This is a genomic window from Noviherbaspirillum saxi (genome assembly GCF_003591035.1).
In the GTDB taxonomy this organism is placed as follows: Bacteria; Pseudomonadota; Gammaproteobacteria; order Burkholderiales; family Burkholderiaceae_D; genus Noviherbaspirillum; species Noviherbaspirillum saxi.
In genome coordinates this window covers 1137662-1163779 of record NZ_QYUO01000003.1, presented here as the reverse complement: position 1 = coordinate 1163779, position 26118 = coordinate 1137662, and the positions used below count along the sequence as shown (strand labels likewise).

At 56.1% G+C, this 26118-nt stretch carries 24 protein-coding genes and 4 pseudogenes; 16 read left to right on the top strand and 12 right to left on the bottom strand.

Features of this window, described 5'->3' with window-relative positions; translation table 11 throughout:
- Nucleotides 1-15 precede the first annotated feature (15 nt).
- From D3871_RS28360 to D3871_RS28350, 3 genes are read right to left on the bottom strand one after another with little or no spacing between them, the layout of a single operon-like run.
- Complete coding sequence (locus D3871_RS28360; protein ID WP_119772414.1) at nucleotides 16-1128, bottom strand: CaiB/BaiF CoA transferase family protein; 1113 nt, start codon at nucleotides 1126-1128, stop codon at nucleotides 16-18.
- A 5-nt stretch (nucleotides 1129-1133) separates the two neighbouring features.
- A complete protein-coding gene (locus D3871_RS28355; RefSeq protein WP_119772413.1) occupies nucleotides 1134-2114 on the bottom strand; it encodes a Bug family tripartite tricarboxylate transporter substrate binding protein in 981 nt (326 codons plus the stop codon).
- 39 nt (nucleotides 2115-2153) lie between these two features.
- The gene (locus tag D3871_RS28350; protein ID WP_119772411.1) at nucleotides 2154-3875 is read right to left on the bottom strand and encodes an acyl-CoA dehydrogenase family protein; all 1722 of its coding nucleotides are present in this window, start codon (nucleotides 3873-3875) and stop codon (nucleotides 2154-2156) included.
- Nucleotides 3876-3976: 101 nt separating this feature from the next.
- Here D3871_RS28350 and D3871_RS28345 point away from each other — a divergent pair, with 101 nt between their 5' ends.
- From D3871_RS28345 to D3871_RS31890, 4 genes and pseudogenes are all read left to right on the top strand, one after another.
- The gene (locus D3871_RS28345; RefSeq protein ID WP_119772410.1) at nucleotides 3977-4855 is read left to right on the top strand and encodes a LysR family transcriptional regulator; all 879 of its coding nucleotides are present in this window, start codon (nucleotides 3977-3979) and stop codon (nucleotides 4853-4855) included.
- 614 nt (nucleotides 4856-5469) lie between these two features.
- Nucleotides 5470-5976: pseudogene (locus D3871_RS28340) on the top strand (DUF4372 domain-containing protein); the annotation flags it as partial.
- Nucleotides 5977-6280: 304 nt separating this feature from the next.
- A complete protein-coding gene (locus D3871_RS28335) occupies nucleotides 6281-6661 on the top strand; it encodes a LysR family transcriptional regulator (RefSeq protein ID WP_119772406.1) in 381 nt (126 codons plus the stop codon).
- Between the two features lie 8 nt (nucleotides 6662-6669).
- Nucleotides 6670-6837: pseudogene (locus D3871_RS31890) on the top strand (ATP-binding protein); the annotation flags it as partial.
- A 586-nt stretch (nucleotides 6838-7423) separates the two neighbouring features.
- On the opposite strand, the gene D3871_RS28325 reads toward D3871_RS31890, so the two are convergent.
- Entirely contained in the window at nucleotides 7424-7756 is a 333-nt protein-coding gene (locus D3871_RS28325; RefSeq protein WP_119772405.1) for a winged helix-turn-helix domain-containing protein, read from the bottom strand.
- 277 nt (nucleotides 7757-8033) lie between these two features.
- Between D3871_RS28325 and D3871_RS30070 the strand changes: the two genes are divergently transcribed.
- The 9 genes and pseudogenes from D3871_RS30070 to D3871_RS28290 form a co-directional block, all read left to right on the top strand.
- Nucleotides 8034-8324, top strand: coding sequence for a hypothetical protein (locus D3871_RS30070; protein WP_147376936.1), 291 nt, complete (start codon nucleotides 8034-8036; stop codon nucleotides 8322-8324).
- Between the two features lie 79 nt (nucleotides 8325-8403).
- Nucleotides 8404-8703, top strand: coding sequence for a hypothetical protein (locus tag D3871_RS28320; RefSeq protein ID WP_119772403.1), 300 nt, complete (start codon nucleotides 8404-8406; stop codon nucleotides 8701-8703).
- 79 nt (nucleotides 8704-8782) lie between these two features.
- Nucleotides 8783-9082: a hypothetical protein gene (locus D3871_RS28315; protein WP_119772401.1), complete on the top strand. Its 300-nt coding sequence runs from the start codon at nucleotides 8783-8785 to the stop codon at nucleotides 9080-9082.
- Between the two features lie 38 nt (nucleotides 9083-9120).
- Nucleotides 9121-9540, top strand: a complete 420-nt coding sequence (locus tag D3871_RS28310) for a hypothetical protein (RefSeq protein WP_147376935.1) — start codon at nucleotides 9121-9123, stop codon at nucleotides 9538-9540.
- Nucleotides 9541-9707: 167 nt separating this feature from the next.
- Entirely contained in the window at nucleotides 9708-10394 is a 687-nt protein-coding gene (locus D3871_RS28305) for a C39 family peptidase (RefSeq protein WP_199724950.1), read from the top strand.
- 289 nt (nucleotides 10395-10683) lie between these two features.
- A complete protein-coding gene (locus D3871_RS30065; protein ID WP_147376934.1) occupies nucleotides 10684-11859 on the top strand; it encodes a hypothetical protein in 1176 nt (391 codons plus the stop codon).
- Nucleotides 11860-11934: 75 nt separating this feature from the next.
- Nucleotides 11935-12393 carry a hypothetical protein gene (locus D3871_RS28295; protein WP_147376933.1) on the top strand — a complete coding sequence of 153 codons (459 nt, stop codon included), beginning with the start codon at nucleotides 11935-11937 and terminating at the stop codon, nucleotides 12391-12393.
- Between the two features lie 727 nt (nucleotides 12394-13120).
- Nucleotides 13121-13957: a hypothetical protein gene (locus D3871_RS30060; RefSeq protein ID WP_147376932.1), complete on the top strand. Its 837-nt coding sequence runs from the start codon at nucleotides 13121-13123 to the stop codon at nucleotides 13955-13957.
- 94 nt (nucleotides 13958-14051) lie between these two features.
- A pseudogene (locus D3871_RS28290) lies at nucleotides 14052-14555 on the top strand (IS630 family transposase); the annotation flags it as partial.
- Between the two features lie 14 nt (nucleotides 14556-14569).
- Here the strand turns inward: D3871_RS28290 and D3871_RS31495 are convergent.
- The 8 genes and pseudogenes from D3871_RS31495 to D3871_RS28250 all read right to left on the bottom strand — a co-directional run bounded on the left by D3871_RS31495 (nucleotide 14570) and on the right by D3871_RS28250 (nucleotide 22944).
- Nucleotides 14570-16117: a methyl-accepting chemotaxis protein gene (locus tag D3871_RS31495; RefSeq protein ID WP_119772394.1), complete on the bottom strand. Its 1548-nt coding sequence runs from the start codon at nucleotides 16115-16117 to the stop codon at nucleotides 14570-14572.
- Between the two features lie 101 nt (nucleotides 16118-16218).
- Nucleotides 16219-17718: a tripartite tricarboxylate transporter permease gene (locus tag D3871_RS28280; protein WP_119772393.1), complete on the bottom strand. Its 1500-nt coding sequence runs from the start codon at nucleotides 17716-17718 to the stop codon at nucleotides 16219-16221.
- Between the two features lie 12 nt (nucleotides 17719-17730).
- Nucleotides 17731-18195, bottom strand: a complete 465-nt coding sequence (locus D3871_RS28275) for a tripartite tricarboxylate transporter TctB family protein (protein WP_119772391.1) — start codon at nucleotides 18193-18195, stop codon at nucleotides 17731-17733.
- 21 nt (nucleotides 18196-18216) lie between these two features.
- Nucleotides 18217-19419, bottom strand: coding sequence for a 3-oxoadipyl-CoA thiolase (locus tag D3871_RS28270; RefSeq protein WP_119772389.1), 1203 nt, complete (start codon nucleotides 19417-19419; stop codon nucleotides 18217-18219).
- Between the two features lie 3 nt (nucleotides 19420-19422).
- Nucleotides 19423-19881, bottom strand: a pseudogene (locus D3871_RS28265) (3-hydroxyacyl-CoA dehydrogenase family protein); the annotation flags it as partial.
- A gap of 35 nt (nucleotides 19882-19916) precedes the next feature.
- Complete coding sequence (locus D3871_RS28260; protein WP_119772388.1) at nucleotides 19917-20687, bottom strand: enoyl-CoA hydratase/isomerase family protein; 771 nt, start codon at nucleotides 20685-20687, stop codon at nucleotides 19917-19919.
- Between the two features lie 36 nt (nucleotides 20688-20723).
- Entirely contained in the window at nucleotides 20724-21935 is a 1212-nt protein-coding gene (locus D3871_RS28255) for a CaiB/BaiF CoA transferase family protein (protein WP_119772387.1), read from the bottom strand.
- A gap of 37 nt (nucleotides 21936-21972) precedes the next feature.
- Nucleotides 21973-22944: a Bug family tripartite tricarboxylate transporter substrate binding protein gene (locus D3871_RS28250; RefSeq protein WP_119772385.1), complete on the bottom strand. Its 972-nt coding sequence runs from the start codon at nucleotides 22942-22944 to the stop codon at nucleotides 21973-21975.
- A 585-nt stretch (nucleotides 22945-23529) separates the two neighbouring features.
- On the opposite strand from D3871_RS28250, the gene D3871_RS28245 reads away from it, so the two are divergent.
- Genes D3871_RS28245 through D3871_RS28235 form a run of 3 tightly spaced genes read left to right on the top strand, consistent with a single transcriptional unit; the run spans nucleotide 23530 to nucleotide 26094 of the window.
- On the top strand, nucleotides 23530-24501 hold the full coding sequence (locus tag D3871_RS28245) for a Bug family tripartite tricarboxylate transporter substrate binding protein (protein ID WP_338016872.1): 972 nt from the start codon (nucleotides 23530-23532) through the stop codon (nucleotides 24499-24501).
- A gap of 52 nt (nucleotides 24502-24553) precedes the next feature.
- Nucleotides 24554-24937, top strand: coding sequence for a Zn-ribbon domain-containing OB-fold protein (locus tag D3871_RS28240; RefSeq protein ID WP_119772865.1), 384 nt, complete (start codon nucleotides 24554-24556; stop codon nucleotides 24935-24937).
- Complete coding sequence (locus tag D3871_RS28235; RefSeq protein ID WP_119772864.1) at nucleotides 24931-26094, top strand: thiolase; 1164 nt, start codon at nucleotides 24931-24933, stop codon at nucleotides 26092-26094. Before D3871_RS28240 ends, D3871_RS28235 begins: the two co-directional genes overlap by 7 nt.
- Nucleotides 26095-26118: the final 24 nt, after the last annotated feature.

Genomic DNA, 26118 nt, shown 5'->3' with positions numbered 1-26118 from the left:
TGCGGTGGCACTACTTCAGTCGTCAATATTGTCCGGAGGAGGGAGCCGGTAGGTCGCCGGGGTGCGACTTAGCTTGATCGGCGAACCCAGACCGGTATACCCGTTCGGCATACGAACCAGCATGTCCCGATGTTTTGTGTGTGGATGCTCCAGCGCTTGCTTGACATCGAGGATAGGGGCGCAGGGAATGCCTTCTTTCAGGAGCTGTTCGATCAAGGTCTCGCTGTCGCAGTCTTTGAGCAATGTCACTAGCTTGTCGCGCAGGAGATCTCGGTTCGCCGATCGTGATCCGGCGTCAATAAATTTACTTTCAAACGCAAGCTCCGGTGCCCCTAATACCCTGCACAGTATCTGGAACTGGCGGTCGTTCCCGACAGCGAGATAAATGGGCGCGGTTCGGGTCGGAAAACTGTCGTAGGGATAGATGTTGGGATGCGCATTTCCTGTACGCCTTGGTGTCTTGTCGTTCAAGAACCAGTTTGCGGCATGCGGATGAAGCAGGGACAGCCCGCTGTCATACAGCGCGGCCTCGACAAACTGTCCTTTCCCGCTTCGGGCACGTTCATTCAGTGCGAGCAGTATCCCTATCACTGCATTCAGCCCCGTCACCATATCCACTACCGGCAGGCCGGCGCGAAGCGGCTCGCCATCCGCTTCGCCATTGATGCTCATGATCCCACTCATGGCCTGAATCATGGCGTCATAACCGGGCAAACCGCCAAGCGGGCCGTCGGCGCCGAAGCCGCTGACACGACAGTGGATCAGGCGGGGGAAACGCTCCTTCAACGCTTCGTATCCCAAGCCCCATTTTTCCAGCGTGCCGGTTTTGAAGTTTTCTATCAGCACATCTGCGTCGGACAGAAGTTCAAGCAGAACGTCGCGCCCGTCCGGACCGCTCAGGTCGAGGCGCATGCCGCGCTTGTTCCTATTCAGCCCTAGGTAATAGGATGCGACTCCGTTCAAAAAGGGAGGACCCCAGGTACGCGTATCGTCACCCTGCGGCGGCTCGATCTTGAGGACGTCGGCGCCGTGGTCGCCAAGGATCTGGCCGCAATAGGGACCACCGAGGATACGCGAAGCGTCGATTACTTTGATCCCTTGCAGGGACCCTGCCGATATGGTTTCCATTTCGTTCAATCCAGTTGTGCACCCGAGCTTTTAACGACATCCTTCCAGCGAACGATTTCGCTCGCCATGAAGGTCCGCAGATTGTCGGGGTCGGTGCTGCTGGGCATTTCGAGTCCTTGTTGCGCCAGCGTCTTTGCCAGTTCCGGCCGCTTCAATGCCGTAGCAAATGCGCGGTTCAGCTTTGCGACCACGTCAGGCGGCGTTCCGGCAGGGGCGACGATGCCGAAAAAGACACTGACGTCAAAGCCGCTAACCCCCTGGGAGGCCACGGTTGGCACGTCAGGCAGTGCACGTGATGGCACGGTAGTCGTTACGCCAAGTACGCGGAGTTTTCCTGACTTGATGAAGGGCAGGGCGGTGAGCACATCGGTGAAGGCCGCCGATACATGCCCGCCGACGAGATCATTCAAGGCCGGCCCTGTCCCTTTATACGGAATGTGCTGCAAGTCGGTGCCCGCCAGCTTGTTGAACATGACGCCGGCGAGATGGGAGGAGGCGCCGTTACCCGAAGATGCGTAGGTCAGCTTGCCAGGATTAGCCTTGCTGTAGTTGACGAGTTCCTGCACGTTCTTTGCAGGGATGCTTGGATGGACCAGCAGGACGTTGGGCAGGTAGCCGAGATTGATGATGGGCGTGAAGCTGCGCAGCGGGTCGTAGCTGATTTTCTTGTACAGGCTCGCATTGATGGCGAGCGGGCCGGACGTGCCGAAAAGGAGGGTCTGCCCGTCGGGCACAGCCCGGGCCACGTAGTCTGCGCCGATGTTTCCGCCTGCGCCGGCGCGATTGTCGACGAGGACCGTTTGTCCGAGGATGTCTTTCAGTTCGTTCACGATTGACCGCGCCATCGCATCGGTGGGGCCGCCCGGCGAGAATGGCACAACCAGCGACAGCGGTTTGCCTGATGTCGCGTCCTGTTGCTGGGCTTGAGCGGCGGGAAGTGTCACGGCGCCAAGCAGGGTGGCAAGAATAATTGCAGCGATCTTCATTGTGGTCTCCTCTAGTTTCTGTCTTCGGTAGGTTTTGCTTCAGTGATCAAGCAGGCACAGCGTTGCCGGCTGACCGCCGGCGGAGTCGTCAAACAGCATGCGTACCCCGGCATCACTGTCAGGTTTAAGCGGATCGCGAGGCGATAGCCGGTGCAGAATCACGAGTTGGGCCAGCACCATGCGGCGCAGTGAACCGGTTTTGCTTGCCTCCCATGCCATCGCCACTGCGGAGCTGAGGTGATACAAGGCGGATGCCGCCTGACGCGCCAAACGTTCTTCTCCTGTTGCGGCAGCCTCTTCAGCGAGCTTGGATACGTCGGCGATCAGGGCCAGCAGCCTTGAATGTACAGCCGGGTGCAGGGCTGCTTGCTGCAACAGAGTCGAGAGATGGTCCTGTAGCACCGCCAAGGAGTTTTCGCGTACGATTGCCCGGATCACATCCAGCGCGACGATGTTGCTTGTACCTTCCCAGATCGACCCGAGATGGGAATCGCGCACCAGGCGCGCGTCGCCCCATTCTTCGATGTAACCGCAGCCGCCGCGTACTTCCATTGCATCGCCGGTGACCCGACGCGCGTCGCGGCAAGCGCGAAATTTCAACATCGGCGTGAGGATGCGCACCAAGGCATATGCGTTGCTGTCACCGGCGTCGGAGCGCCTCAGCGCATCCGCCGCCTGAAACATCATGGTGCGCGCCTGCTCACCCGGCAGCATGATCTTCGCAAGCTGACGCTGCATGAGCGGCATGTCGATCAGGCGCCGGCCGAATGCCTTGCGATGGCGAGCGATATAAAGCGACTCTGCTGCGGCGCGTCGCATCATGCCGGCAGCGCGCACACCATTGGAGAGGCGGGAGTTGTTCATCATATCCGCCATCTGCACGAACCCCCGGCCGAGTTCGCCGACCAGGTAGGCGCTTGCGCCTTCAAGCCGGATTTCGCCGCTTGCCATGGATCGCGTGCCGAGTTTGTCCTTGAGCCGGATGATGCGGTAAGAGTTTGGCGAACCGTCTTCCAGTCGGCGCGGAAGGAGAAACAGCGATATGCCGCGCATGCCTTCGGGCGCATCTTCTACTCGAGCCAGCACCATGGCGAGCGCCGCGTCAGGATTTGAGCAAAACCACTTGTCGCCGGTCAGTGTCCAGGCATCGCCGTCGCGCCGGGCGATAGTTGCGGTTGCGGCAATGTCGGATCCCGCTCCTTGTTCCGTCATGAACATCGCGCCTTGCGCAAGTGCATCGAGATCCTGCGATGTGAGGGCAGGTAGATAGCGTTGAGCGAGGGCAGGATCACCGAACTTGCGCAGGGTCCTGGTCAAGGAGTCGGTCATCGAGACCGGACAGCAAAGCCCGAATTCAGCCTGTACGAACAGGAAGGTCAGTGCGTACTTTGCGGCTGCAGGAAGAGGCGAATCCCAGCCTAGTACACCACCTCGATGCGACATCGCAGCCAGCCCGAACTCTGAAAAAGCCAGCCGTTCCATCTCCACATAAGCGGGATGCTTGATGATCCTCTGAAAATCCTTCCCGGTGCGAGTCCGGTGTTCCAGCGTAGGCGGATTATGGTCTGCCGTGTGGGCTAAGGAATCGAGAACGCCGCCGGTCAGTTCGCCGAGGCGGTGCAGATGAGGCTTCAGGTGATCCCATAGATCTCGGGGCAGGTAGAGTTTCAGCAGCGACTGAAGCTCCTGGTCTTCAACGAAGGAATTGGTGCCGAAACGATCTGGAATGGCATCGTCAAGCGTGGCGTCACAAGCGTTCATTCGCGTCTCCTTGGTTGATCTTGATTCATTCTGCGTCGACGATCGATATATGTCCAATATCGATTTATAATCATACGATATATAAATAAAATCGTTGTCTCATGGAATTTCGACACCTCAAATACTTCGTTGTCCTGGCCGATGAACTCCACTTTGGTAGGGCGGCCAAGCGTCTTGCGATTTCGCAGCCGCCGCTCAGTCTCAACATCCAGCAACTGGAAGCCTCGCTTGGTGCTGCACTTTTTGAACGAAACAGCAAATCTGTAAAACTCACCCCGGCCGGCGTCGCGTTCCGTGAAATCGCACTGCGCCTGCTCGCAGAAGCGGCAGAAGGGGAAGAACGGGTGAGGCAGATAGCAAAGGGGGCCGGCAGTCGCGTGCGCATCGGGATCGTGGGCTCGATGCTGTTTCGCGGCTTGCCGGAGCGCCTGAAAGCTTTTCAGAAGTTGCACCCGCGCGTAGAAGTGACCCTGTCCGAGGGCAACTCAAGTGAACAAGTGGACGCCTTGATACGCGGCCAAATCGATCTTGCGTTCGTGCACACGGAGCGCATCCCGCGGGAACTGAACCGGGTAATTTATGTGTCGGAGCCGTTTCTCTGTTGCCTTCCGAGCAACCATCCAATGGCAGGGGCAGAGTCCATTGACCTCCGCGAGCTGTCAACTGAACCGCTCGTCATGTTTTCACGAAGTGCGTCACCTGATTACTACGAGCGTGTCCTGGGTTTATGCGAGGAACAGGGTTTCCGACCGGCGGTCCGCCACGAAGTGCGGCACTGGCTCAGTGTGGTTTCTCTTGTATCGAAGGAAATGGGCATCGCCTTGGTACCGCGTGCACTTGCCGATGCAGGAATTGGCGGCGTACGCTTCGTGCCGTTTGGCCAATCCAAATACAAGTCCGAGGTCTATTTGGTATGGAACGAGCGCCAGATGCTGGCAATACTGCCGGTGTTGATGCACGCGCTAAACGAAGCGACTTGAATTTTCTTTGGCACGCTCCTGTTAGGCTCTGTTAACAATTAGAAAAGTATGTTTACATTCGGTATTTGAATCAGCGAATACCGAAGACGCAAGGAATCAGAAAGCTGCTGCGCGACGACCAATGGAAAAACTGGAGCCGCTGTTGCCTGGCAAGGCCGGGGAACTGGCGGTAGGACCAGCACATCATATTCGCCACTCAGGCGTGCAATTGGCGTGGGCTGTGTCAGGGTTCACAGGGGGATTTGTTGAGTGCAATCGTGCCGCCTACGCCAGGCTTGTTGCCGATCTGAATTCTAACCATATGCATGACAAGAATCGTGGTCATAAATGCGTTTGATCTAAGTTAAGCGATGATTACTACACCGGCTTTCGTTCCACTAGAAGTATTGATTTGGTTGCAAATTGATCCTAACTTTCAGTCCATTGTCTGCGACGAGCGCCTTTATGCGCAGGCATATTCATTCACGCGTATCAGTAATATCCGATTTAATTAAGGCAGGAACGCTGCCAAGCCAATATTGACGCGGGTTTTGAGAGGATCATGGGTGTCCACGATTTGAATTTGGAATTCAATATTTGCGATCCTTTCGGGTTTAGACGACCTGGGGTGACGCATGAACGTGGGCAAGACGCTGTATGCGCAAGTCATGGAGTTTGTGCCGTGGAAGACGGTTGGCCGGATCATTCAACGTCATCGTGGCGATGCAGGCGTGCGCACCTTGGGCTGTGCCGATCTGTTTCGCGTGATGGACTTTGTGCAGTTGACCTGGCGCGAATCCTTGCGCGACATCGAAGTGTGTCTCGCGGCCAATCGCACAAAGCTGTTCCACATGGGTTTGAAGAACGTGCCGGCGCACTCGACGCTGTCGGATGCATTGAACCTGCGCGGCTGGCGCATCTATCATGCACTGGCGATGCGGTGCTTTACACGCGCCCGAGAGCTTTATGCGAAGGAGCAATTGGACATCGATCTCGATGCGACTGTCTATGCGCTCGATGCCACCACCATCGACTTGTGCTTGAGCCTATTCGATTGGGCGCCGTTTCGCAAGACCAAGGCTGCGATCAAGCTGCATACGCTGCTGGACTTACGCGGCGCCATTCCGGCGTTCATTCACCTACCTGCTGACCGCTATCGTCAAGATGGAGCTTCAATTCAATGCCCTTGCTCCACACATTGCTAGAGATTCATTCTGTCCCGGTATTTGAGAAGACCCAGATTTCATGCGCCTTGCAGCCAGATGGGTCGGCTCCGGAATTGCCGCTCGGCGCTAACCAATTGAATTTGTATTAGTTTCAACCGGACAATATTGCGCGCGCATATTGAACGAATGTTCAATCCTATAGAAGCGTTGCGTATCTTTTTTTCGAACTCATTGCGATCACACATTTTCGTTTACACGTCTAGCATAGAAGGGAAATTGTATGGATAACGCGGAGAGCCTCGATTCAGCTAAACATTTACAACGAAGCATACAGCAGCATGCACGCATGATAAGAAGATCTCACGACAGGATAGGCACTCGGATTTCCCTAAGACAGTGGCGGATATTCCATGCGGTTTATGACAGCGGCAGCTTTGCGGCAGCAGGAAAGCGATTGCATCTGACTCAGCCCACGATTAGCTACGCTATCGCACAACTTCAGGAGCAACTTGGCGTACGCATGTTTAAGAATGAAGGGCGAAAATCCATCCTGACAGAGGACGGAAAAACGCTCCTGAATCGCTCACGTCATCTGCTAAAAGCCGCGTTGGAGTTAGAACGTTTTGCCAGCAAACTAAGGGAAGAAATAGGATCAAACTGATTCATGATGAACGCGCCGACCTGCCGGAAATCATCGACGACCGGGTGGACGCACGCTCGACGATCATCACCGGCCAGCTTCCGATCGAACACTGACACGAATACCTGAACGTCCCGCTGGCCGATGCGATTCTCGACCGCATTGTGCATCAAAGCTACACGCTCAAATTCAAGGGGGGAGTGGCCGCGCAAGCAGGAGGTCCGGGCCGAGACAGCATCCACCAAGACCGCCATACTGCATGGCGACTCCAGCGATGGACACGCCAGATAGGCACGCCGCAACGGACGCCTTTTTAAAATCGAAGGCGTAATTCGGCAGCCCCTTTCTGCTGCCCGTTCTGTTCACTGACGTCAACATGGCCCCCACTACTTTTTGCTGGGCACCACTTTGGCCACTTCCTTTCTCTACGTCCAGACGGCCTTCATGGCTCGCTTACCACGCTCAATAAGTAGCAGCGCTATCTCACCCCTCACACCGTACAACAATCGATTTATTTTATGCATACTTACCGTGTGTTTAGGATATAGATGACAGTAGGGCTTCAGGCCAGCATGCTTCCAAAACAATGCTATCAATCCGACGCGACGCTGCATGGATTTCAGGCGACGGCAGGCGAATGCCTTGACCTCGCCAATCGTGCTGCGACATAAGTTGCCTAGTTCTCGTTGCTTCATATAGGTCCAGATGTATTCAGAGGAATTGAGTTCAGGTGCGTAGCCAGGCAAATAGTCAACAACGACCTTTCCCGATGTTGGCTTCAGATCACTGGCTGGCACGCCCCGCCGGGCGTTGACAGGAAAAACCCATTGCTTTGCGCAGCCACCAGATGGTTGTCTTGCCATACGCGATGCCGAACTCCTGCTCGATCAGTTGCCCAATCCGACGCCGTGTCCAGGCATCGTTGGGAAATCCGTTCGCCTGCGCTCTCCTGACGGGAACCTTGCACAGCCACTGCCGTTGCGCCGGATTCAGGCCAGGGAGAGAGCCCAATAGTTTGCGACGCCATCCTTCTTTGTTTACGGCCTGCGCTTTAGCCCATACAGATACGCTTTTCCGGCTTACATGAAATTCACGCGTCGTCTCTGCCTGCTTCATACCTTTCTCAAGAAACTTTTCTGCTATCTTGGGACGTAGCTCCAGTGCCTAAAAATCCCGTTTATACCGCTTCTTTGCCATGAGATAACCTCCTGCGGCAAGGTCGTCCTTCTTTATACGCCATATGCCTTTCACCTACCACCTGAACGCTTAGTAGATCGATATTTTCTATTTTTTTTTAGCGCAGCCCTCCTCTAAAGTTCCGTCACGCCTTTCCGGATCATCAAGAACCAGCCGGCTAAGGACGCAATCGCCTTTATTATTTAGGAGAACTGACATGCTGAAAAAAGCGTTTTTACCCATGCTCATGGGTTCTCTCTTTTCTGTATCAGATTTAGCATGCGCCGTAGAACCGATGCAGCTAACCGAATCGCAAATGGACACCGTGTCAGCTGGACAAACATCGGCAGCCGTCGGCTCCGCTTCTTCTCTATTCGGCACGGCACACGTAAGGGCAACCACCTACGCTTATTCCGGTGGGTCAGTGCGTATTACTCGAGCCGGCGCATTAAGCGTTGCCACCGGCTTTGGATCATTGGCATCTGCGTCGGCAGGATCCAGCTTCTGAGTCAATGCAATAGGGATTGATCCATCTGTCATGCAGATGGCTCTTTGTAGTGCAATCAACCGTAACTAGGAGAACGAACATGAAGAAAGTCCTTACCACCATTGCTGCAAGCACATTGATGTCGTTGGGCGGCCTAGCCAGCGCAGCTGAACCGGTACAGCTGAGCGATAGCCAGATGGATTCTGTAGCAGCTGGTCAGACCTCCATTGCAACTACTAGCGGATTTGCTTTGATCGGCACTGTCGCCAGCGGCGCAGACACTAGCACCTACGCTCGTTATCGCTGGGGCTCGGTAACCAAGATCACCACTGCCAGCTCAGCATCCTTAGCCTCGGGCGTGTTTGTGGCAACAACGGCGTCGGCAGGATCCAGCTTCTGAGTCAATGCAACAGGGATTGATTCATCTGTCATGCAGATGGCTCTTTGTAGTGCAATCAACCGTAACTAGGAGAACGAACATGAAGAAAGTCCTTACCACCATTGCTGCAAGCACATTGATGTCGTTGGGCGGCCTAGCCAGCGCAGCTGAACCGGTACAGCTGAGCGATAGCCAGATGGATTCTGTAGCAGCTGGTCAGACCTCCATTGCAACTACTAGCGGATTTGCCTTGATCGGCACTGTCGCCAGCGGCGCAGACACTAGCACCTACGCTCGTTATCGCTGGGGCTCGGTAACCAAGGTCACCACTGCCAGCTCAGCGTCCTTAGCCTCGGGCGTGTTTGTGGCAACAACGGCGTCGGCAGGATCCAGCTTCTAAATGAGGCGGTAGGGGTGCCATGGCTGGCGCGCCCAGTCATGGTAATCCCATCTTCGGAAAGCCGGATCAGGCGTTATGCTGGTAGCACACAGTACCCAAAAATCAGTCGCTTTTTGCATATCTACCGGCTTTTATTAAAAGGAGCAATCATCATGTTAAAAACGCTTGTCCAGAGCGCAGCAGGATTTTCCTTGCTGGCAGCTTCCGCACTAGTCAGCGCAACGGAGCCTTTAGCGTTGTCTGAACACCAGATGGACCACATCTCTGCGGGCAGCATCGCGGGGGTTCCCAATGCCGGCCAGCTTTCTTCCATTGGCGCCCTTGCTTGGGCAATGAGCCAAGCGTCAGCAACGCCAGGTGTGGTAGTTGTCATTGACGGCCACTTCACTGCTCAAGTTGGCTTGGGAGGTAACGGCACAACATTCACACATACTGTTCGGATTATTCGGCCCACCTGAAAAGAGAGAGAAGGCGTTTTTCAATATAGTAATGCAGGCGAGGTTTACCTACCCCATCAGGAACTTAGTCCAGAGCAGCAGTCGATGCTTCTGGACTTTATTTAATCTGTACCCTACTGCATTCCATGACCACGCCAATACATTCAATCATCGAGTCGCAAATGAGAATGCCGGAGTTTATGCCAACTATTCCTGATACTACGCGTTATTCACCAGCCGATTCGGCGTTCTCCAAAATACGAGTGCGCCTTTTGTTGCACATACTAATTGCTTTTCTTTTCCCCGTCGACACCATACATGCCCAAGGATCCGTGCGGTCCCTGCTCGAATTTCGCCATCAAAACGTTGTTATCCAGAAGTGGGATTTAAGTTGCGGAGCCGCCGCTCTCACCACTCTTTTGAATTTTCAGCATGGTGAAAATCTGACGGAAAAAGAAGTTGCCGTAACGTTAATGAATCGACCGGAGTACATCGATAACCCACAACTTATCCAGATCCGCGAAGGCTTTTCTCTACTTGACCTCAAGCGTTACACCGAGTCCCTTGGCTATAAAGGCATAGGTCTTGGAAAGATGGAATTCAAGGATCTCGTTTCACGAGCTCCGTTACTTGTGCCAATCAAAACTAACGGATATAACCACTTCGTTGTCTTTCGAGGAATGCGCGGCAATCGTGTCCTGCTCGCCGATCCGGCGTGGGGAAACCGCACAATGCTGGTCGATGAGTTTGTTTACGTATGGATCGAGTACCCCTCCCTTGGCAGAGTGGCTTTTTCCGTTGAGCGATCTGATGGCTACAAACCGGACGATCACGCCTTGATCCCAAATGGAAAAGATTACGTAATGCTCCAATAAGTACTGGAAAATCAGAGTGCTATATAAAACACCAAATATACAAAAAGCCGTGATATCTAAAAGTTTATCTCATTTGATTTATTTCAACGGGCAGTCCAGACCACTAAATTACCTTTTGTATTTGCATAGTCTTTTCCGCTTTTTTCACTAAGAGCGTCTTCTCAAATACGCATAGCTGTCTCTACCCGGATAGGTTGCAAACGATACAGTTTGTGCGGCAAACCCATGCGAAGACGCCGCCGATATTTTCCTACGCACTTACACGACCGTAAATGAAAGGTGGTTTCTTATGAGGCGAAAGCACACTGCTAAAAAGATTGTTCCCACATTGCTTGCCGGGTTGATGTTGCATGGAGTACCGACATTTGCACAACAAACATCCACTCCAGAAAGCAACTTGGCAAAACAGCTTGCTGACAGCGAAGAAAAAGTACAAATGCTTCAGAAACGTATTGAACGACTGGAAGGGCGCCTTGACGCAATGGCCAATGCTCCCTCTCAATCAGTGCCGCCTGGACAAGCCGCCACTTCACAACGAGTGACCCAATCTCGCCCTCCCGCTTCGCAAACGAATACTCGCACAGCGTCCGCATCTAGCCCTGGCAGCTTCGACGTCGATGAAGACGCTGCACAACGTGCGCTAGAACGCACATTGACCGAGTCAGGTGCCTTGTTATTACCTGAAGGTACAATCAGCTTCACGCCGGGGATCAACTACACACGTGTTGAAAACAACACGCCCCTATTGGCCGATGCAGTCAATCCGGCTACCGGGGCGGCAAACGTCGTTCTCGGCAGTCAAACCCTGAGGCGCAATGAATTCGGTGTGCGCGCGGATGTTCGTGTCGGCCTTCCAATGGGAAGCCAACTGGAGATTGGTGTGCCTTACAACTATGTGCGCGCTTCGCGCATCGATTCGTTTGGCGGCGAAGCTTCAGCCAACGGAAACGGTACCGGCGATTTGACCATCGGACTGGCAAAAACACTAATGCGAGAAAGAGGCAATTACCCCGACCTCATCGGTCGAGTGGCCTATAACACAGGTACCGGGCGCCGTACCGATAATCAAGTCGCACTAACTGGCGGGTTCCGTCAGCTTACCGCAGAACTCGTAGGATTGAAGCGGCAGGATCCGCTGGCTTTTTTCGGTTCAGCATCCTACGGACATGTGTTTGAGAAGGATGGAATAAAACCTGGAAGCGTGACCACACTCTCTCTCGGTGCAGTCTTAGCCGCAAGCCCCGCCACTTCGTTGCAGTTTGGTTTTGCCCAGACTTATCGCCAGAAACAAGAAGCAAATGGCGCGAAGCTTGCCGGTACTGATGAAACATATGGAACCGTGAACATCGGTGCCTCTTCGGTTCTGTCACGTGACGTCATGCTGTTGGTATCTACTGGTATCGGCGTCGGAAATGATGCGCCGAAATACAGTTTTAACGTCTCATTTCCTATTACATTCCGGTAGTAGGAAAGAGAAGGGGTCTCGCGCCGCCTTGTATCGCGTTATATCTAACCTGACGAAGAGGAAACCATGAGAACCATGATGAAACGTTCTGCTGCAGCAGTGACACTATTATTGGCAATTGGACTGACGCACGCGGCCCCAGTAATTTTGACAAACGCCCAAATGGATAAAGTATCGGCCGGAGCGCAATATTCCGTTGTTGACGGAGGCGGCTATGCAGAAGCAGGGACCGTGTTGGCACGTGCCGACACGCGGGCGAAACAGAACGGCAGCGGGACGAAGACCAAAGCGGATTTATGGGTGAAAGCCGAGGGAACCGGATTGGAAGCGTATGGATTCGGTGAGTCCGTGGCTGGCAATTCCATATCGAGCGTCTATGGCGAAGCGACTGCTGATGAAGGTAAAATAATGATTCGTGTGAAGACGATGTCGAAAGAGAAGAGCGACGGCGGCACAATGACCAAGTCGAAAATTCAGATAAAGTCTGCTGGAGGTGGCTCTTCCAAGGCATCCATTAGTTCTTCGTCTTTCTAATCTATAGCCGGATATCGCGATCGTACAACGACAGCGTTAGTTGATCGCGTTTTCCGTAGCTGGCGTGAAGTTCCTTGATAAAGCGTTCTATCAATAAATTGCTCGTACAGCGCAAATGCATGTTCGCCGTTAATGTTCCCTCAGAAATCTTAGATCGGCTCCGCTAGCCGGATCATGATGGCCGGCTCATTTAAATGCGGTTCATGTATCACTTCCATTGACTGAATTTCACTTGGTATGCGGTCGTACTCCACCCAAACAGCAAGATTACCTTGATCGGCGACGAGTTCGGATAATGCCGTTATAAGAAAGACCATTTGCCGTCACTCTGGTCTCCTTTCTATCCGATGTTTCAGTATGAGAGACTTCGACCGGTATAGAAAAATGAATTTTTCGATGAAACGACCTGCGGATTCTACTCAACTGAGCTAACCAACAAACTTTCCAAATTCGACAAACTGCCGTTAGCAACTCGTTATCTATTTATATGCAAACATCAAAGCCGTTGCACGCTTCAAATTCAGTAATGTGAATATGACAATTTGATCGCTCAACCGTCTGTTTCACCCTCTCACTTATGGGAACACGTGACACGTCCGCATCTCAGTTTTCGGCCTGTGAGTATTATCGAAAACTTTTATGTTTGGCTGGATTTGGATTTGAGATTGGTCAGTAACGTGCGACGTTTATCTCATAGGCTCTATACAAGACAGGTAAGGAACAGGCCATGAAACAGAAAACATTTTTAACAAACGGATTGGGTTTTATTGCAATCCTTTGGGTTGCCTATTTCTTGGTTGCGTGTGGCGGTGGTCCAGATACTATATTTGCAAGCGCGTCGAATTCGTCGGTACTGGCGAATAGCTCAACTAGCGTCGTAACAAATGAGACTACCGTTGGTCCGGCGACTTCATCCGCATCCGCATCCATTACCATTCCCTCTCATCCTTCTACACATTTAGGCCATGAAAGTGGAAGAGCTTCTTCTGAATCGGTATCACACGCCTCGTCCTCCAGTGAAGCGTTTACCGGCCTTCTTGAAGCACAGGATGCTTCCCACATACCTGCCTCGATCCAGTTTGTTGCTCCTATTGGCACGCCGGCCTATCGAACCGGACAGTCGTTTACCGTCGAGCGCAGCGGTTGGTTAACGAAAGTAGAGATATATCTTCAATTCTGCAGCAATATTTCGCCGGAGATGGGCATAGAGGTTCGCAAAGGCAGCAGTTTCAGCAGTCCTATCGTTGCGAGCGGCACTACCCTCAGTGGCATTCTTGCTCAGAGAGGGAGCATAAGCTGCACAAGCGCATTAGCACCGACGTATTTCACTACCGTCACGGTGCATCTATCCAATTTCCAAGTGAAATCCGGGGAAATATATTCCATCTGGCCGACGGTGCCGGCCGGTAAAGCATACGGATGGGTGGGAAGCATGGGTTATCAAAACGGGACGTTTTTAGAGCAGCACAGTGCAGGACCGACTATTCTCCGACCTGACATAGATGCCAGCTTCAAGATTTTCGTCACCACGCCAACAAGCTATCGCGTCCCAAATGAAACTTAACAGATAAGGTTCTTCAGACTTTTCTTTGGCTTAAAGGTACGCTATCGCGCAGGTTGAGGCAGGGATGCGCGCGATGGAAAGCAAGGACTTGTACCATGGGACAGCCACACTTTTCGCGGTACTGAACGCGGCTAATGGTGAAGTGATTGCGCAATGCAAGCCGCGTCATAGGCATCAGGAATTCATCGCCTTTTTTAATCATATTGATAAGGCAGTTCCTGCTGGTTTGGATGTGCATCTGATTTTGGATAATGATGCCACGCATAAGCACTCGAAAGTCAAAGCCTGGCTAGCGAGGCGGCCGCGTTATCACATGCATTTCACTCCGACTTACTCAAGCTGGCTCAATCAAGTCGATGGTTGGCTTGGCCTGATTACGCAGGAGGCAATCCGACGAGGCTCGCTTGAATGCGTGCGCCAGCTGACGTCGCAAATCCAGCGCTATGTGGAACATTACAATGCCCACAAAAGACCATTCGTCTGGACTGCTACAGCCGAGTCCATCCTCGGAAAGATCGAACGTTTATATAAAGTTATTTATGGGACAGAATACGAGCGCATTCGCCAAGCCAGCTTTTTGAGCACGTCGTATCTATAGGGGAAATGTGCAGCCTAATCCCGGGAATGTGTCAGCTTGAATACACCGACGGCTTGCGCAAGATTGCCGGCGCGTTGCTGCATCATTGCGGCTGCGGACGCAGTCTCTTCCACCAGTGCGGCGTTCTCCTGCGTTGCCTTGTCCATCTGGCTGATTGCTTGATTGACCTGTTCAATGCCCGCACTTTGCTCTTCGCTGGCTGCCGCGATTTCCGCCATGATGGCGGTCGCGCGCTTGATGCTCGTCACGACTTCCTCCATGGTGGTTCCAGCCTGACTCACCAACTCGCTGCCGGCGTCGACTTTGTCCACGGAATCGCTGATCAGCGTCTTGATCTCCTTGGCGGCGGATGCAGAGCGTTGCGCCAGATTGCGCACTTCCAAGGCAACGACGGCGAAACCGCGGCCTTGCTCTCCGGCGCGCGCCGCCTCGACCGCCGCATTCAAGGCAAGGAGATTCGTCTGGAATGCGATGCCGTCGATGACGCTAATGATCTCGACAATCTTGTGCGAACTATCCTTGATGGATGTCATGGTTTCCACCACTTGACCGACCACTTGGCCTCCGCGCACGGCAGTATTCGATGCCGACTGCACGAGCTGATTTGCCTGCCGCGCATTGTCGGTGCTCTGACGGACCGTCGAGGCCAGTTCTTCCATGGCGGAAGCCGTCTCCTCAAGCGAGCCAGCCTGGGACTCTGTGCGCGCCGAAAGGTCGCTGCTGTCATCCGCCAGTTGCCGGGAAACGCTGTCGATGGTATTGGTGGTGGCGCGCACGTTGCCGATGATGGCGCTCAGGCCGCCATTCATGTCGCTCAAAGCCGCGAGCAGTTGGCCGATCTCATCCCTATCCTTGTCCCGGATCTCGGATGTAAGATCGCCTGCGGCCACCCGGCTTGCGAGGTTCACGGCCTCGTTCAGCGGCCTGGTGATGCTGCGCGTGATACGCCAGGAGATGGCCGCGCCGAGCCCGAGCGCGACCAGGGTAATGGCAAACAGCGTTATCGCCAGGATCCGGTCGGCATCCTCGGAGTCTGTCAACACCTTGCGTTCCGCGGAGCGCTGAATGTCGAGCAGCTTGTTGATCTCATTCACCGACTTGAGGTTCATCGGGTCGATGTGCCTGGTAATGATCGTGGCGGCGCCCTCGGAATTCATGTTTTCGGCTTGCCGGATCGCCTGGCGGTACTGGTTCTCGATGCTCTTGTCCACCTTGTCGAGTTCGGCAAGAATGGCTTCTTCCTGTGCGGAGAGCTTCATCTTCATCAGCTTGCCGCGCGCTTCCGCGAACAACTTGTTTTGCGCATCTACGCGGACTTTCTGCTGCCCGACCGCCGCTATGTCAAGCATGTTGCGCATGGCGATCCCACTCTGAAGCAAAGCGCTTTTCATGGTCGATACGAGCTCTGCCTTGGTGTTGACCGTTTCCAACCCTTGTTTCAATGAATTCTTGTTTTGTGTCACTAGCGAGGTGCAAGCCACGACTACAAGGGCCAGAAGCGCGAGGATGACCGCAAAGCCAGCTCCCAACCGGGTTCCGATACGCATGTTGCGCAAGCTCATCGATATGTCCTTTAACTGATGCGGCGATGGAATTCCGTTCTATGGGACACGGTGTCCCTGAAAAGCAGCAAATTTCGCGGCGCCACTACGCCACTACGCCACTACTCTACGAATGCTTCCTCGCGCTTCTTTCGCAGGTTAGGGAGTAGTACGATCGTGATGGCTATCAGTGCCATTGCGAGCATGAATGCACTAATCGGACGCTGCAGGAAAACCATCGGATCACTGCGCGACAACAGCAGCGCACGGCGCAGATACTCTTCCATCATCGGGCCGATGATGAAGCCTAGGAGCATTGGCGCGGATTCCATCTCCAGCTTGCTGCAGATGTAGCCGAACAGACCGAAGCCCGCCATCAGGAACACGTCGAACTCGCTGTTGTTCAAGCTGAAGACGCCGATCGCACAGAACACCAGGATGCATGGGAACAGGAAGTGGTAGGGCACGGTGATCATACGCACCCACAAACCGATCATCGGCAGATTCAGCACGATCAAGAAGAAGTTGCCGATCCACATCGACGCGATGATGCCCCAGAACAGCGCCGGCTGTTCCGTCATGACCGCCGGTCCCGGCTGGATGCCCTGGATGATCATCGCGCCGATCATCAGCGCCATCACCGGGTTCGAGGGAATGCCCAGGGTCAGCATCGGGATGAACGAGGTTTGCGCACCGGCATTGTTGGCCGATTCGGGGGCGGCCACGCCTTCGATCGCGCCCTTGCCGAACTGGGCCGAATTCTTCGAAATCTTCTTTTCGATCGAATACGCGGCAAACGACGACAGCATCGCGCCGCCACCGGGCAAAATGCCCAGCGCCGAACCCAGTGCCGTACCGCGCAGCACCGGCGCGACGATGCGCTTCAGGTCGTCCTTGGTCGGCATCAGGCCGGTAAGCTTTTTCATCACCAGCGTGCGGGTTGCCTCATGCTCCAGGTTGGCAATGATTTCCCCCAGGCCGAACATGCCCATCGCGACCACCACGAAGTTGATGCCATCGGCCAGTTGCGGCAGATCGAAGGTATAGCGCGGCGTGCCGGAGTTCACGTCGGTGCCGACCAGGCCCAGCAACAAGCCGAGGATGATCATGCCGATGGCGCGCAGCAGCGAGCCGTGCGCCAGCACCACCGAGGCGACCAGACCCAGCACCATCAGCGAAAAGTATTCGGCCGGACCGAACTTCAGCGCCAGTTCGGCCAGGGGCGGGGCGAACAGCGCCAGCAGCAGCGTGGCCACCGTGCCGGCGAAGAACGAGCCGATGGCGGCAGTGGCCAGCGCCTTGCCCGCTTGGCCATTCTTCGCCATCTGGTGGCCGTCGAGTGCAGTCACCACCGATGACGATTCTCCCGGCAGGTTGACCAGGATCGCGGTCGTGGAGCCGCCATACTGTGCGCCGTAGTAAATGCCGGCGAGCATGATCAGTGCCGAGATCGGTGGCAGCGAGAAAGTGGCCGGCAGCAGCATCGCAATGGTGGCCACTGGCCCGAGGCCGGGCAAGACACCCACTGCGGTGCCGAAGAACACACCGATCAGGCAGTACACCAGGTTCGACAGCGTGAACGCGGTGTCGAAGCCGAGCGCCAGGTTGGAGATGATTTCCATGTATTGTTTCCCTTAGAAGCCGAACCAGGAACCGATGAGCGGCATCGGCAGGCCGAGCCCCTGGACGAATAGAAGCGAGCAGAAGGCAGCCATGCCGGCGGCCAGCAGCAGGTAGGGGCCGACCTTGAACTTGACGCTGGCAAAGCTGCTGAGCATGACGAGCACCAGGATGGCGACGATCAGGCCGGCGTTGCGCACCAAAACGCCGAACAGCAGCGTGCCGACGATGATCAGCGTCGCTTGCTTGACCACCCATTTGCCGACCGCCTCGCGATGCTTTGTCAGCAGCGAGCGGATGACGGCGATCACGCCGAGGACGGCCAGGATGCCGCCGAGGATGGTCGGGAAATACCCGGGGCCCATGCGGCCGGCCGTTCCCATTGAATAATCCCCGCCGACGATGATAGCGGCCAGGCCGAAGCCTATGAAAATCACCCCGGACCAGAAGTCCTTGGGGTTACGGATAACGGTTGTCACGTCTATCGCTCCATATCGAAATCAAACGCGTTCAAGTACGACGGCCAAGCCCTGGCCGACGCCGATGCAAAGGCTGACCACGGCGTAGCGGCCGTTGCGGCGCGCCAGTTCGCGGCTTGCGCTCAATGCCAGGCGCGCGCCCGATGCGCCGAGCGGATGGCCGACGGCAATGGCGCCGCCGTTGGGATTGACGCGGCTGTCGTTGAAATCGACTTCGAGCATCTTGAGGCAGCCCAGCACCTGGCTGCCAAAGGCTTCGTTGATTTCGATGATGTCCATGTCGGACAGCTTGAGCCCAGCACGGTCGAGCGCCTTGCGGATCGCGTATACCGGGCCGATGCCCATGATGCGCGGTGCGACGCCGGCAACGGCGGCGGAGCGGATGCGCACCATCGGTGCCTTGCCGACCTGTTCGCCGATGGCGCGGCTGCCGACCAGCAATGCGGCGGCGCCGTCGTTGATACCGGAAGCATTGCCCGCGGTGACCACGCCGCCTTCAAACAAGGGCTTGAGTTTTTCCAGTGTCGTCGCTGTCGTCTCCGGACGCGGATGCTCATCCTGGCCCACCATCACGGGCGGCGTCTTGCGGCCGGTGGGCACGCTGATCGGATGGATTTCGCCCGCGAAGAAACCGTCCTGCAGCGCGGCGTGGTATTTCATCTGCGACGCGAGCGCGAAGGCATCGGCCTGCTCGCGGGTGATGCCGAACTCATGTGCAACGTTGTCGCCCGTCTCGGGCATCGTGTGCGCGCCGTATTCCTTGACCACCTTCGGGTTCGGAAAGCGTGCGCCGATGGTGCTGTCGAATACCTTGAAATCGCGGCCATAGGCGGTTTCCGACTTGCCGACCACGAACGGTGCGCGGCTCATGCTTTCCACGCCGCCGGCGATGAATAGTTCGCCTTCGCCGCATGTCACCGCGCGCGCCGAATCCATCACCGCAGCCAGGCCGGAGGCGCACAGCCGGTTTACCGTCTGGCCGCCGAGCGTGACTGGCAGGCCGGCTGCGAGCAGGGCATTGCGCGCCACGTTGCGCGCATCCTCGCCGGCCTGGTTGGTGTCGCCGAGGATCACGTCTTCAATCTGTTCCGGCTTCCACGGATTGCGGGCGACCAGCGCGCGCATGACGTCCGCGACCAGGTCGTCGGGGCGCACCGACGCCAGGGAGCCGGCGTGGCGTCCGAACGGGGAGCGCAGGCCGTCGTAGATATAGGCATCAAGCATGGATCAGGTTTCCTTGTGGTGTAGTGACAGGCCCAGCAGCGCGCGCCGCTGCAGCCAGGGGCTGGGGCGGTAACGGGCATCGCCGGTCTGTTGTTCGAGGTTCTTGAGGATGGACAGCACCGTGCGCGGACCGAGCTGGTTGCCCCAGGCCAGCGGCCCGAGCGGATAGCCGAGGCCGAGCGTGGCAGCGCGGTCGATGTCGAGCGGCTCGGCGATGCCTTGCTGCGCGATCTCGCAGGCGATGTTGATGATGTGCGCCACCACCCGCTGCGTGACCAGTCCCGCGCTGTCGCGGATCACGCTCACTGGAACGGGAGCGCCCGCCGCACCGGTCGCGCCGAGAACGCCGCAGGCCATAGCCAGGTATTCCGGCGCGGTGCCGGGGTTGGTCATCGCCACTCGCCGCTTGCTGGCGTCGAACAAGCCTTCGAACGCCACTGTGCGCCGCGCATCCAGCCCTTCGCGCACGCAGTCCCGGGACATGGTGGAAGGTTTGATTAACGTCCCCATACCGGTTTGCGCTTCTCGACGAAGGCGGCAATGCCCTCACGTGCATCGGCTGTGGCAGCAACATTGCAGAAGCTATCCGCCGCCGCTACCACTGCTTGACGGTAGCCGTTGTCATTGGCACTCATAAACGCAGCTCGGCCGATTCGTATCACCTCAGCGGACTTTCCGGCAATGGACCGGGCAAGATCGCGCGCCGTCGCAAGCACCTCACCCGGAGGCGTTACCCGGCTAACGAGGCCGAGTGAGACTGCCTCAGCGGTGTCGAACGAACGCCCGGAGAAAAGCAGTTCGAAGGCTCGATGACGACCAGCGATCCGCGGCAGGTGAGTGAAGTGAATCGATGGCAGTACGCCGGCGTCGATCTCCGGATAACCGAATGTCGCGCTTTCACTTGCCACGATCATGTCGCAAGAGATGGCCAGCGTCATGCCGCCCCCGCGGGCAGTCCCATCGATCGCGGCAATGCTCGGCTTCCCCAGGCTGAACTGTGTCTCCGTCATCTGAATGTAGAGACGGTCGAGCAGGGCTCGCACTTTGCCAAGTTCGCCCCTATGGATTGCCTGCAGGTTCAATCCGGCGCAAAAGCGCCCTGGAACTGCACTGCCGACGATCACCGCACGCACCGCTGCGTCCGTTGAGGCACGTCGCAGCAGCGAAAGGTACTCGTCCAGCATCTCCTCGGAGAGTGCATTGACCGGGGGATTGTTGAACAAGATTTCAGCAACGCCTTCGTTAACTTCATATTGGATTGTCGACATATTTGATCCTTTCTTTCACTGGCGTGATCAGTTGATTTACGCGCCGATTGCAGCCGTCGAAGACGAGGCAATAGCCCCGTCCGATTTGAGCTGTTCAATGTGCTCGCTGGTATAGCCGATGGCGCTTAGAATCTCCTCGCTATGCTCGCCCAGTAGCGGTGGCGGGCGAGAGGCGGCACGGTCTTCGTTCCGGAACCGAACGGGAAAGCCAATGTTTTGCAAGGTCCCGAGCACGGGATGTTCAGTACGGACAACCAGCCCACGTGCCTGTACTTGCGGATGTGCGAGAGCCTCGCCGAGCGTATTGACAGGTGAACATGGGATTCCAGCGTTGCGCAAAAGGGCAATCCATTCAGATACCGTCTTTGTCTGTACCCTATCCTGTACCAAGGCTGTCGTCTTCTGCAAATTCTTCACGCGCAGGGCGTTTGTGGCGAAGTCAGGATGATCAACCCACGCTTCGAGCCCAGCGACTGCACAGAAGCGCTTCCACTGGCCGTCATTGCCGGCACCGATCATCAACGGGCCATCGGCGGCTTCGAATGCTTGGTACGGTGCCATGGAGGGGTGAGCGGTGCCCATACGCTGTGGGTTCTTCCCGGTGCGCCAATAGCTCTGCGCCATATACCCCATAAAGCCAAGAGCGGTTTCCATCAACGACAGTTCGAGATACACGCCTTTGCCTGTTTTGCTGCGCTCGATGACTGCGGCAAGGACGCCGCTGACGCCGTGCATCGCTGTTCCGATATCTACGGGCGAGAAGCTGGCGCGTGCATAGGCACCACCGTGTTCTCCCATGGTGCTGATCATGCCGCTAAACGCTTGCAACATGACGTCATAGCCGGGCTCCATGCCTAGGGGACCTGTGCGTCCGTAACCTGAGATCTCGCAATAGATAAGTTTTGGGTTGAGCGCCGAGAGGGTTTCATAATCAACCCCAAGTCTCGCGGCAGTGCCACCACCGAATCCTTGCAGGACGATGTCCGCTTGCCGAACCAGATCGTGCACGACTTTGCGGCCAGCCTCGCTTTTGAGGTCAACCGCAATGCTTCGCTTATTGTGATTTACCGCCAGAAAGATCGCTGACTGTCCGTGATCCTGCGGTAGCCAGCCGCGTGTGTCGTCGCCCGTATCCACTGGTTCTACCTTGATGACATCTGCACCAAGTTCGCCCAGGTATTGCGCGCACAAGGGTCCTGCGAGCACCTTGCTGAGATCGACTACTGTGAGTCCGTGAAGTGGTTGCATAGCGTCTGCTTCTTTTGGAAATTAAAGTCCCGCCTGCTTACTCGGGCTTGATGCCAATGGACTGCGCGGCAGCAGTCCAGCGCTGCGTATCCTTCTCGACGAAGGCGGAGAGTTGGGAAGGTTCTACATAGAACGGCTCTGCGCCGCGAGATAGCAGTCCGTCAATATAAGTCTTGTTCTTGACCGCCTTTGCGCTCGCTGTCCTCAGGCGCTCGATCATGTCTTTTGGCGTCTTGGCATGGACCTGCAGCGTGAACCAGAACTTCAGGTCTAATTCGCCATATTTTGTCTCCTTCAACGTCGGCACGTTAGGCAGAAGCGCGGACCGTTCATTGGAGGTGATGGCAAGGCCGAGAAGCTTCCCGGATCGGACATGGCTGGCGGCCGTCGTCATGCTGTCGAATATAAAGTCGATGTTGCCTGCAAGAACATCGTTGATTGCGTTGCCGCTGCCTTTATAGGGAACAGCTATGGCCGAGATACCTGTCGCTTTGCGCAGTATCGAAGCATAGACGTGAGGAGAACTTCCCGGGCCGAACGTGGCGAAGGTCAGTTGGGCGCCTGGCTGCTTCCCTTTGCGCACCAAGTCGTCAATTGTCTTGACGCCTGAGTTTGGATGTACCACGAGTACATTTGGCATCGCCGCAGTAAGCGCTACGGGCACCAGGTCGCGGGACGGGTGGAACCTGGCGCTCGGATACATCATCGGATTGATCGATTGCATTGCAGCGGTGGTATGAACCAAGGTCATGCCATCGGGATCCGAGTCGATCACATGCTGGGTACCGAGATTTCCACTGGCTCCGGGACGGTTCTCGACAATGACTGGCATACCGATCTCTTCGGCAAACTGTTGTACGAACAAGCGGGCGATGAAGTCAGTCGGGCCGGCGGCCGAGAAGGGCACGACGATACGCATTGAGCGAGAGCCGAAAGACTGCGCGAAACCGGGTGCAGCGATAATCGAAGCGGCAGCACCGAGCAACAAGGAGCGGCGTGTTTGGTTCATATAGGTCTCCATCCAGGGGGAAATGCAGGAAAGATGCAAGTACTGGGTGTGTAATATCGTGCATGGATGGCTATATGTCCAAGACCGTTTTTAGATACCGGATATAACGAAATTTGGATGCCACGACAAGAGAAGGCATAAGAAGGGTTGTGTATCCGATGCTCCAGCTAGTGCTACTGCGTCACAAAATTTCGTTGTAAGGTCCCCTCCCCCCTTGCAGGGGGAGGGCTAGGGTGGGGGTAGTGCGTTCGAGCTATCGTAATCTCATGCTCAACCGCCGCACCCCCATCCCAACCTTCCCCCTGCGAGGGGGAAGGAGCCTGACAGCGATGGACTTATGACGCAGTAGTACTAGTGACCCACTAGTCACCACCCAGGTTCTGAAGGAAAGGCGGGTCAATTGATGGCAGGCCGGTTTGCGGATCGGACGCCTGTACTTGCCTGCGGCGGGCGTTTCAATTCGTCTAAGTCTGCGTTCGAAACTTTCGGATGGCTCTGCAAACTTATCGCTTCTACACTGTGTTGGTCACTGCCTCGATGACGTGACCATCCAATCAGACCACTACACCCTACGGAAGAGACAACATGGCCTTGACTTCAACAATTGCCTTCGCATTTCGCCTTGCATCACGAATGGGTCTCGCAACCCTCGCTTCTGTTGCAATCCCCGGTTTCGCGCAAACGGGATCCTGGCCGCAAAAACCGGTGACGGTGATTGTTGCATTTGCCCCGGGTGGAATGACCGACACGGTAACCCGCATCCTGGCACGTGAACTTTCGCAGGTGTTCAAGCAACCTTTCGTCGTTGAGAACAAGCCTGGCGCAGCCGGGCAACTGGCAACGGAATACGTGGCGCGACGCCCTAATGACGGATACACGTTGCTGGTGAGCGCGACCGGACATGTTATTGCGCCTTCAACCCGGAAGAAAGTGAATTACGATCCCGTCAAGGATTTCGAACCGATCGCGATTCTGGCCAAGTCACCCAATTTACTGGTCGTCAACCCGCAAGTCCCGGCTCACAATGTTCCCGAGTTTCTCAAGTGGGCCAAAGCGCAACCGAGCGTTCCCTACGCATCGGCTGGTGCTGGCGGTTCCACTCACCTTGCCGGCGAACTCCTGCGTCACGAAAGCGGCATCACATTGACGCACGTTCCTTACAAGGGCGCTGCGCCCGCGGTCAATGACACGGTCGCTGGCCAGGTGTCGGTAGCGTTCCAGGACTCGATGAGCGTGGCGAGCTTTGTCGCGGCCGGCAAGCTGCGTCCCATTGCAGTGACAACCGCAGCGCGCAGCCCGCTGTTTCCCGATCTGCCGACATTGATGGAGTCTGGCTACAAGAATTTCGACGTCTACACCTGGCTGGGTCTCTACGCTCCGGCTGGCACGCCGGCCGAGATCGTATCCGGGCTGAACAAAGTCGTAAACAAATTCATGAACTCGGCCGAAATAAAGGAAAAACTCAAAGCACAGAACAGCGAGCCCGGGGGGATCTTCCGGTCCAGGAGGTGCGCCAGTACGTCGGCAGAGAAGTCTACAAGTGGCACCAACTCGTGAAACTGACCGGTGTAAAAGTGGAGGATTGAATCGAATGCTGAAGAGTTCCGAGATGGCCATGCCGGCAGATGTTCCAAGTGCCGATGCCCGTTACTTTGGCAAACTGGCGGAGGGAATCTTCGAGATCCCTCGTTGCAGAACATGCAGTCGCCATCACTTCTTTCCACGTGTATGTTGCCCTCACTGCGGGTCGCAAGATCTGGAATGGGTGGCGCCTGCAGGTGCCGGGGTGGTGTATTCGTCGACGATCGTCCGTCGGCCCGGGGGCGACTACACGGTATGTCTCGTGGACCTTCAGGAAGGTCCACGCCTGATGAGCCGCGTGGTCGACATTCCGGTAGACGAGGTGCGGATCGGGATGGCTGTCCGGGCGCGAATCGATCAGACAACCGAAGGGCCTTTGCTCGTCTTTATTCCGGAAGGAGCGAGATCGTGATTGATCAGCAACGTGGCGCGGTTGCCATTCTCGGCACCGGCTTGGCAGGACTTGGCCATGCGGGTGGCCGTACGGAACAGGAAATCATTGCGCAGGCCTCTTGCAGGGCGGTTGAGCAAAGCGGCCTGAGGATGAAGGACATCGACGGCATCATCACGTCGAGCCTGACCTCACCGTGGTGGGTCATGCGGATGGCGGAATATCTCGGTATCCGTCCGCGTTTCTCCGACAGCACGATGTTTGGCGGTTCCTCGTTCATTGCCGACCTCAAGATTGCCGCAATGGCGATTGCCGCGGGGGAGTGCGAGAACGTCCTGATCTGTTACGGCAGCACGCCGCGCAGCGTGCCCAGCAGTTCGCGGATCAACCAGATGCGCGCGGAACTGGATCCCCAGCCTTACGAGCATCCGTACAAGCCGTTCAATCCGGTGTCCAGCTATGCGCTGGCCGCGGCACGGCACATGCATCAATACGGTACGACGCGGCAACAGCTTGCGGAAGTGGCTGTTGCGGCAAGGCAGTGGGCACAACTCAATCCGGACGCCTTTTCTCGTGATCCGCTCTCCATCGATGGTGTCCTGGGCGCGAAAATGATTTCAGATCCTCTCACCGTGCGGGACTGCTGCCTCGTGACCGACGGTGCAGGGGCGTTCGTCGTCACGTCTGCGGAGCGGTCAAGGGCACTGCATGCAAAGCCAGTCTATGTGCTCGGCACTGGCCATGCGCATTGGCATCGACAAATATCCTGTATGGACGATGTAACCGTCACGCCTGCCGTGGATTCCGGACGCCGCGCATATGCGGAGGCGGGCTTGCGTCCTTCCGATGTGGATGTCGTGGAATTGTATGACGCGTTCACCATCAATCCCATCCTGTTCCTGGAAGACCTGGGATTCTGCAAGAAGGGAGAAGGAGGCGCATTCGTCGAGGGGGGCAGGATTGCGCCGGGTGGCGATTTCCCCATGAATACGAATGGCGGTGGCTTGTCATGTACCCATCCCGGCATGTACAGCATCTTTCTCATCATCGAGGCTGTGACCCAATTGCGCGGGGAAGCCGATGCCCGACAGGTACGGGATGCCGAAGTGGCGCTGGTGCACGGAAACGGCGGCGTATTGTCGAGCCAGGCAACCGCGCTTCTCTCAACGTCACTTTGATCCATTTGCAGAGCGAGATGTTTT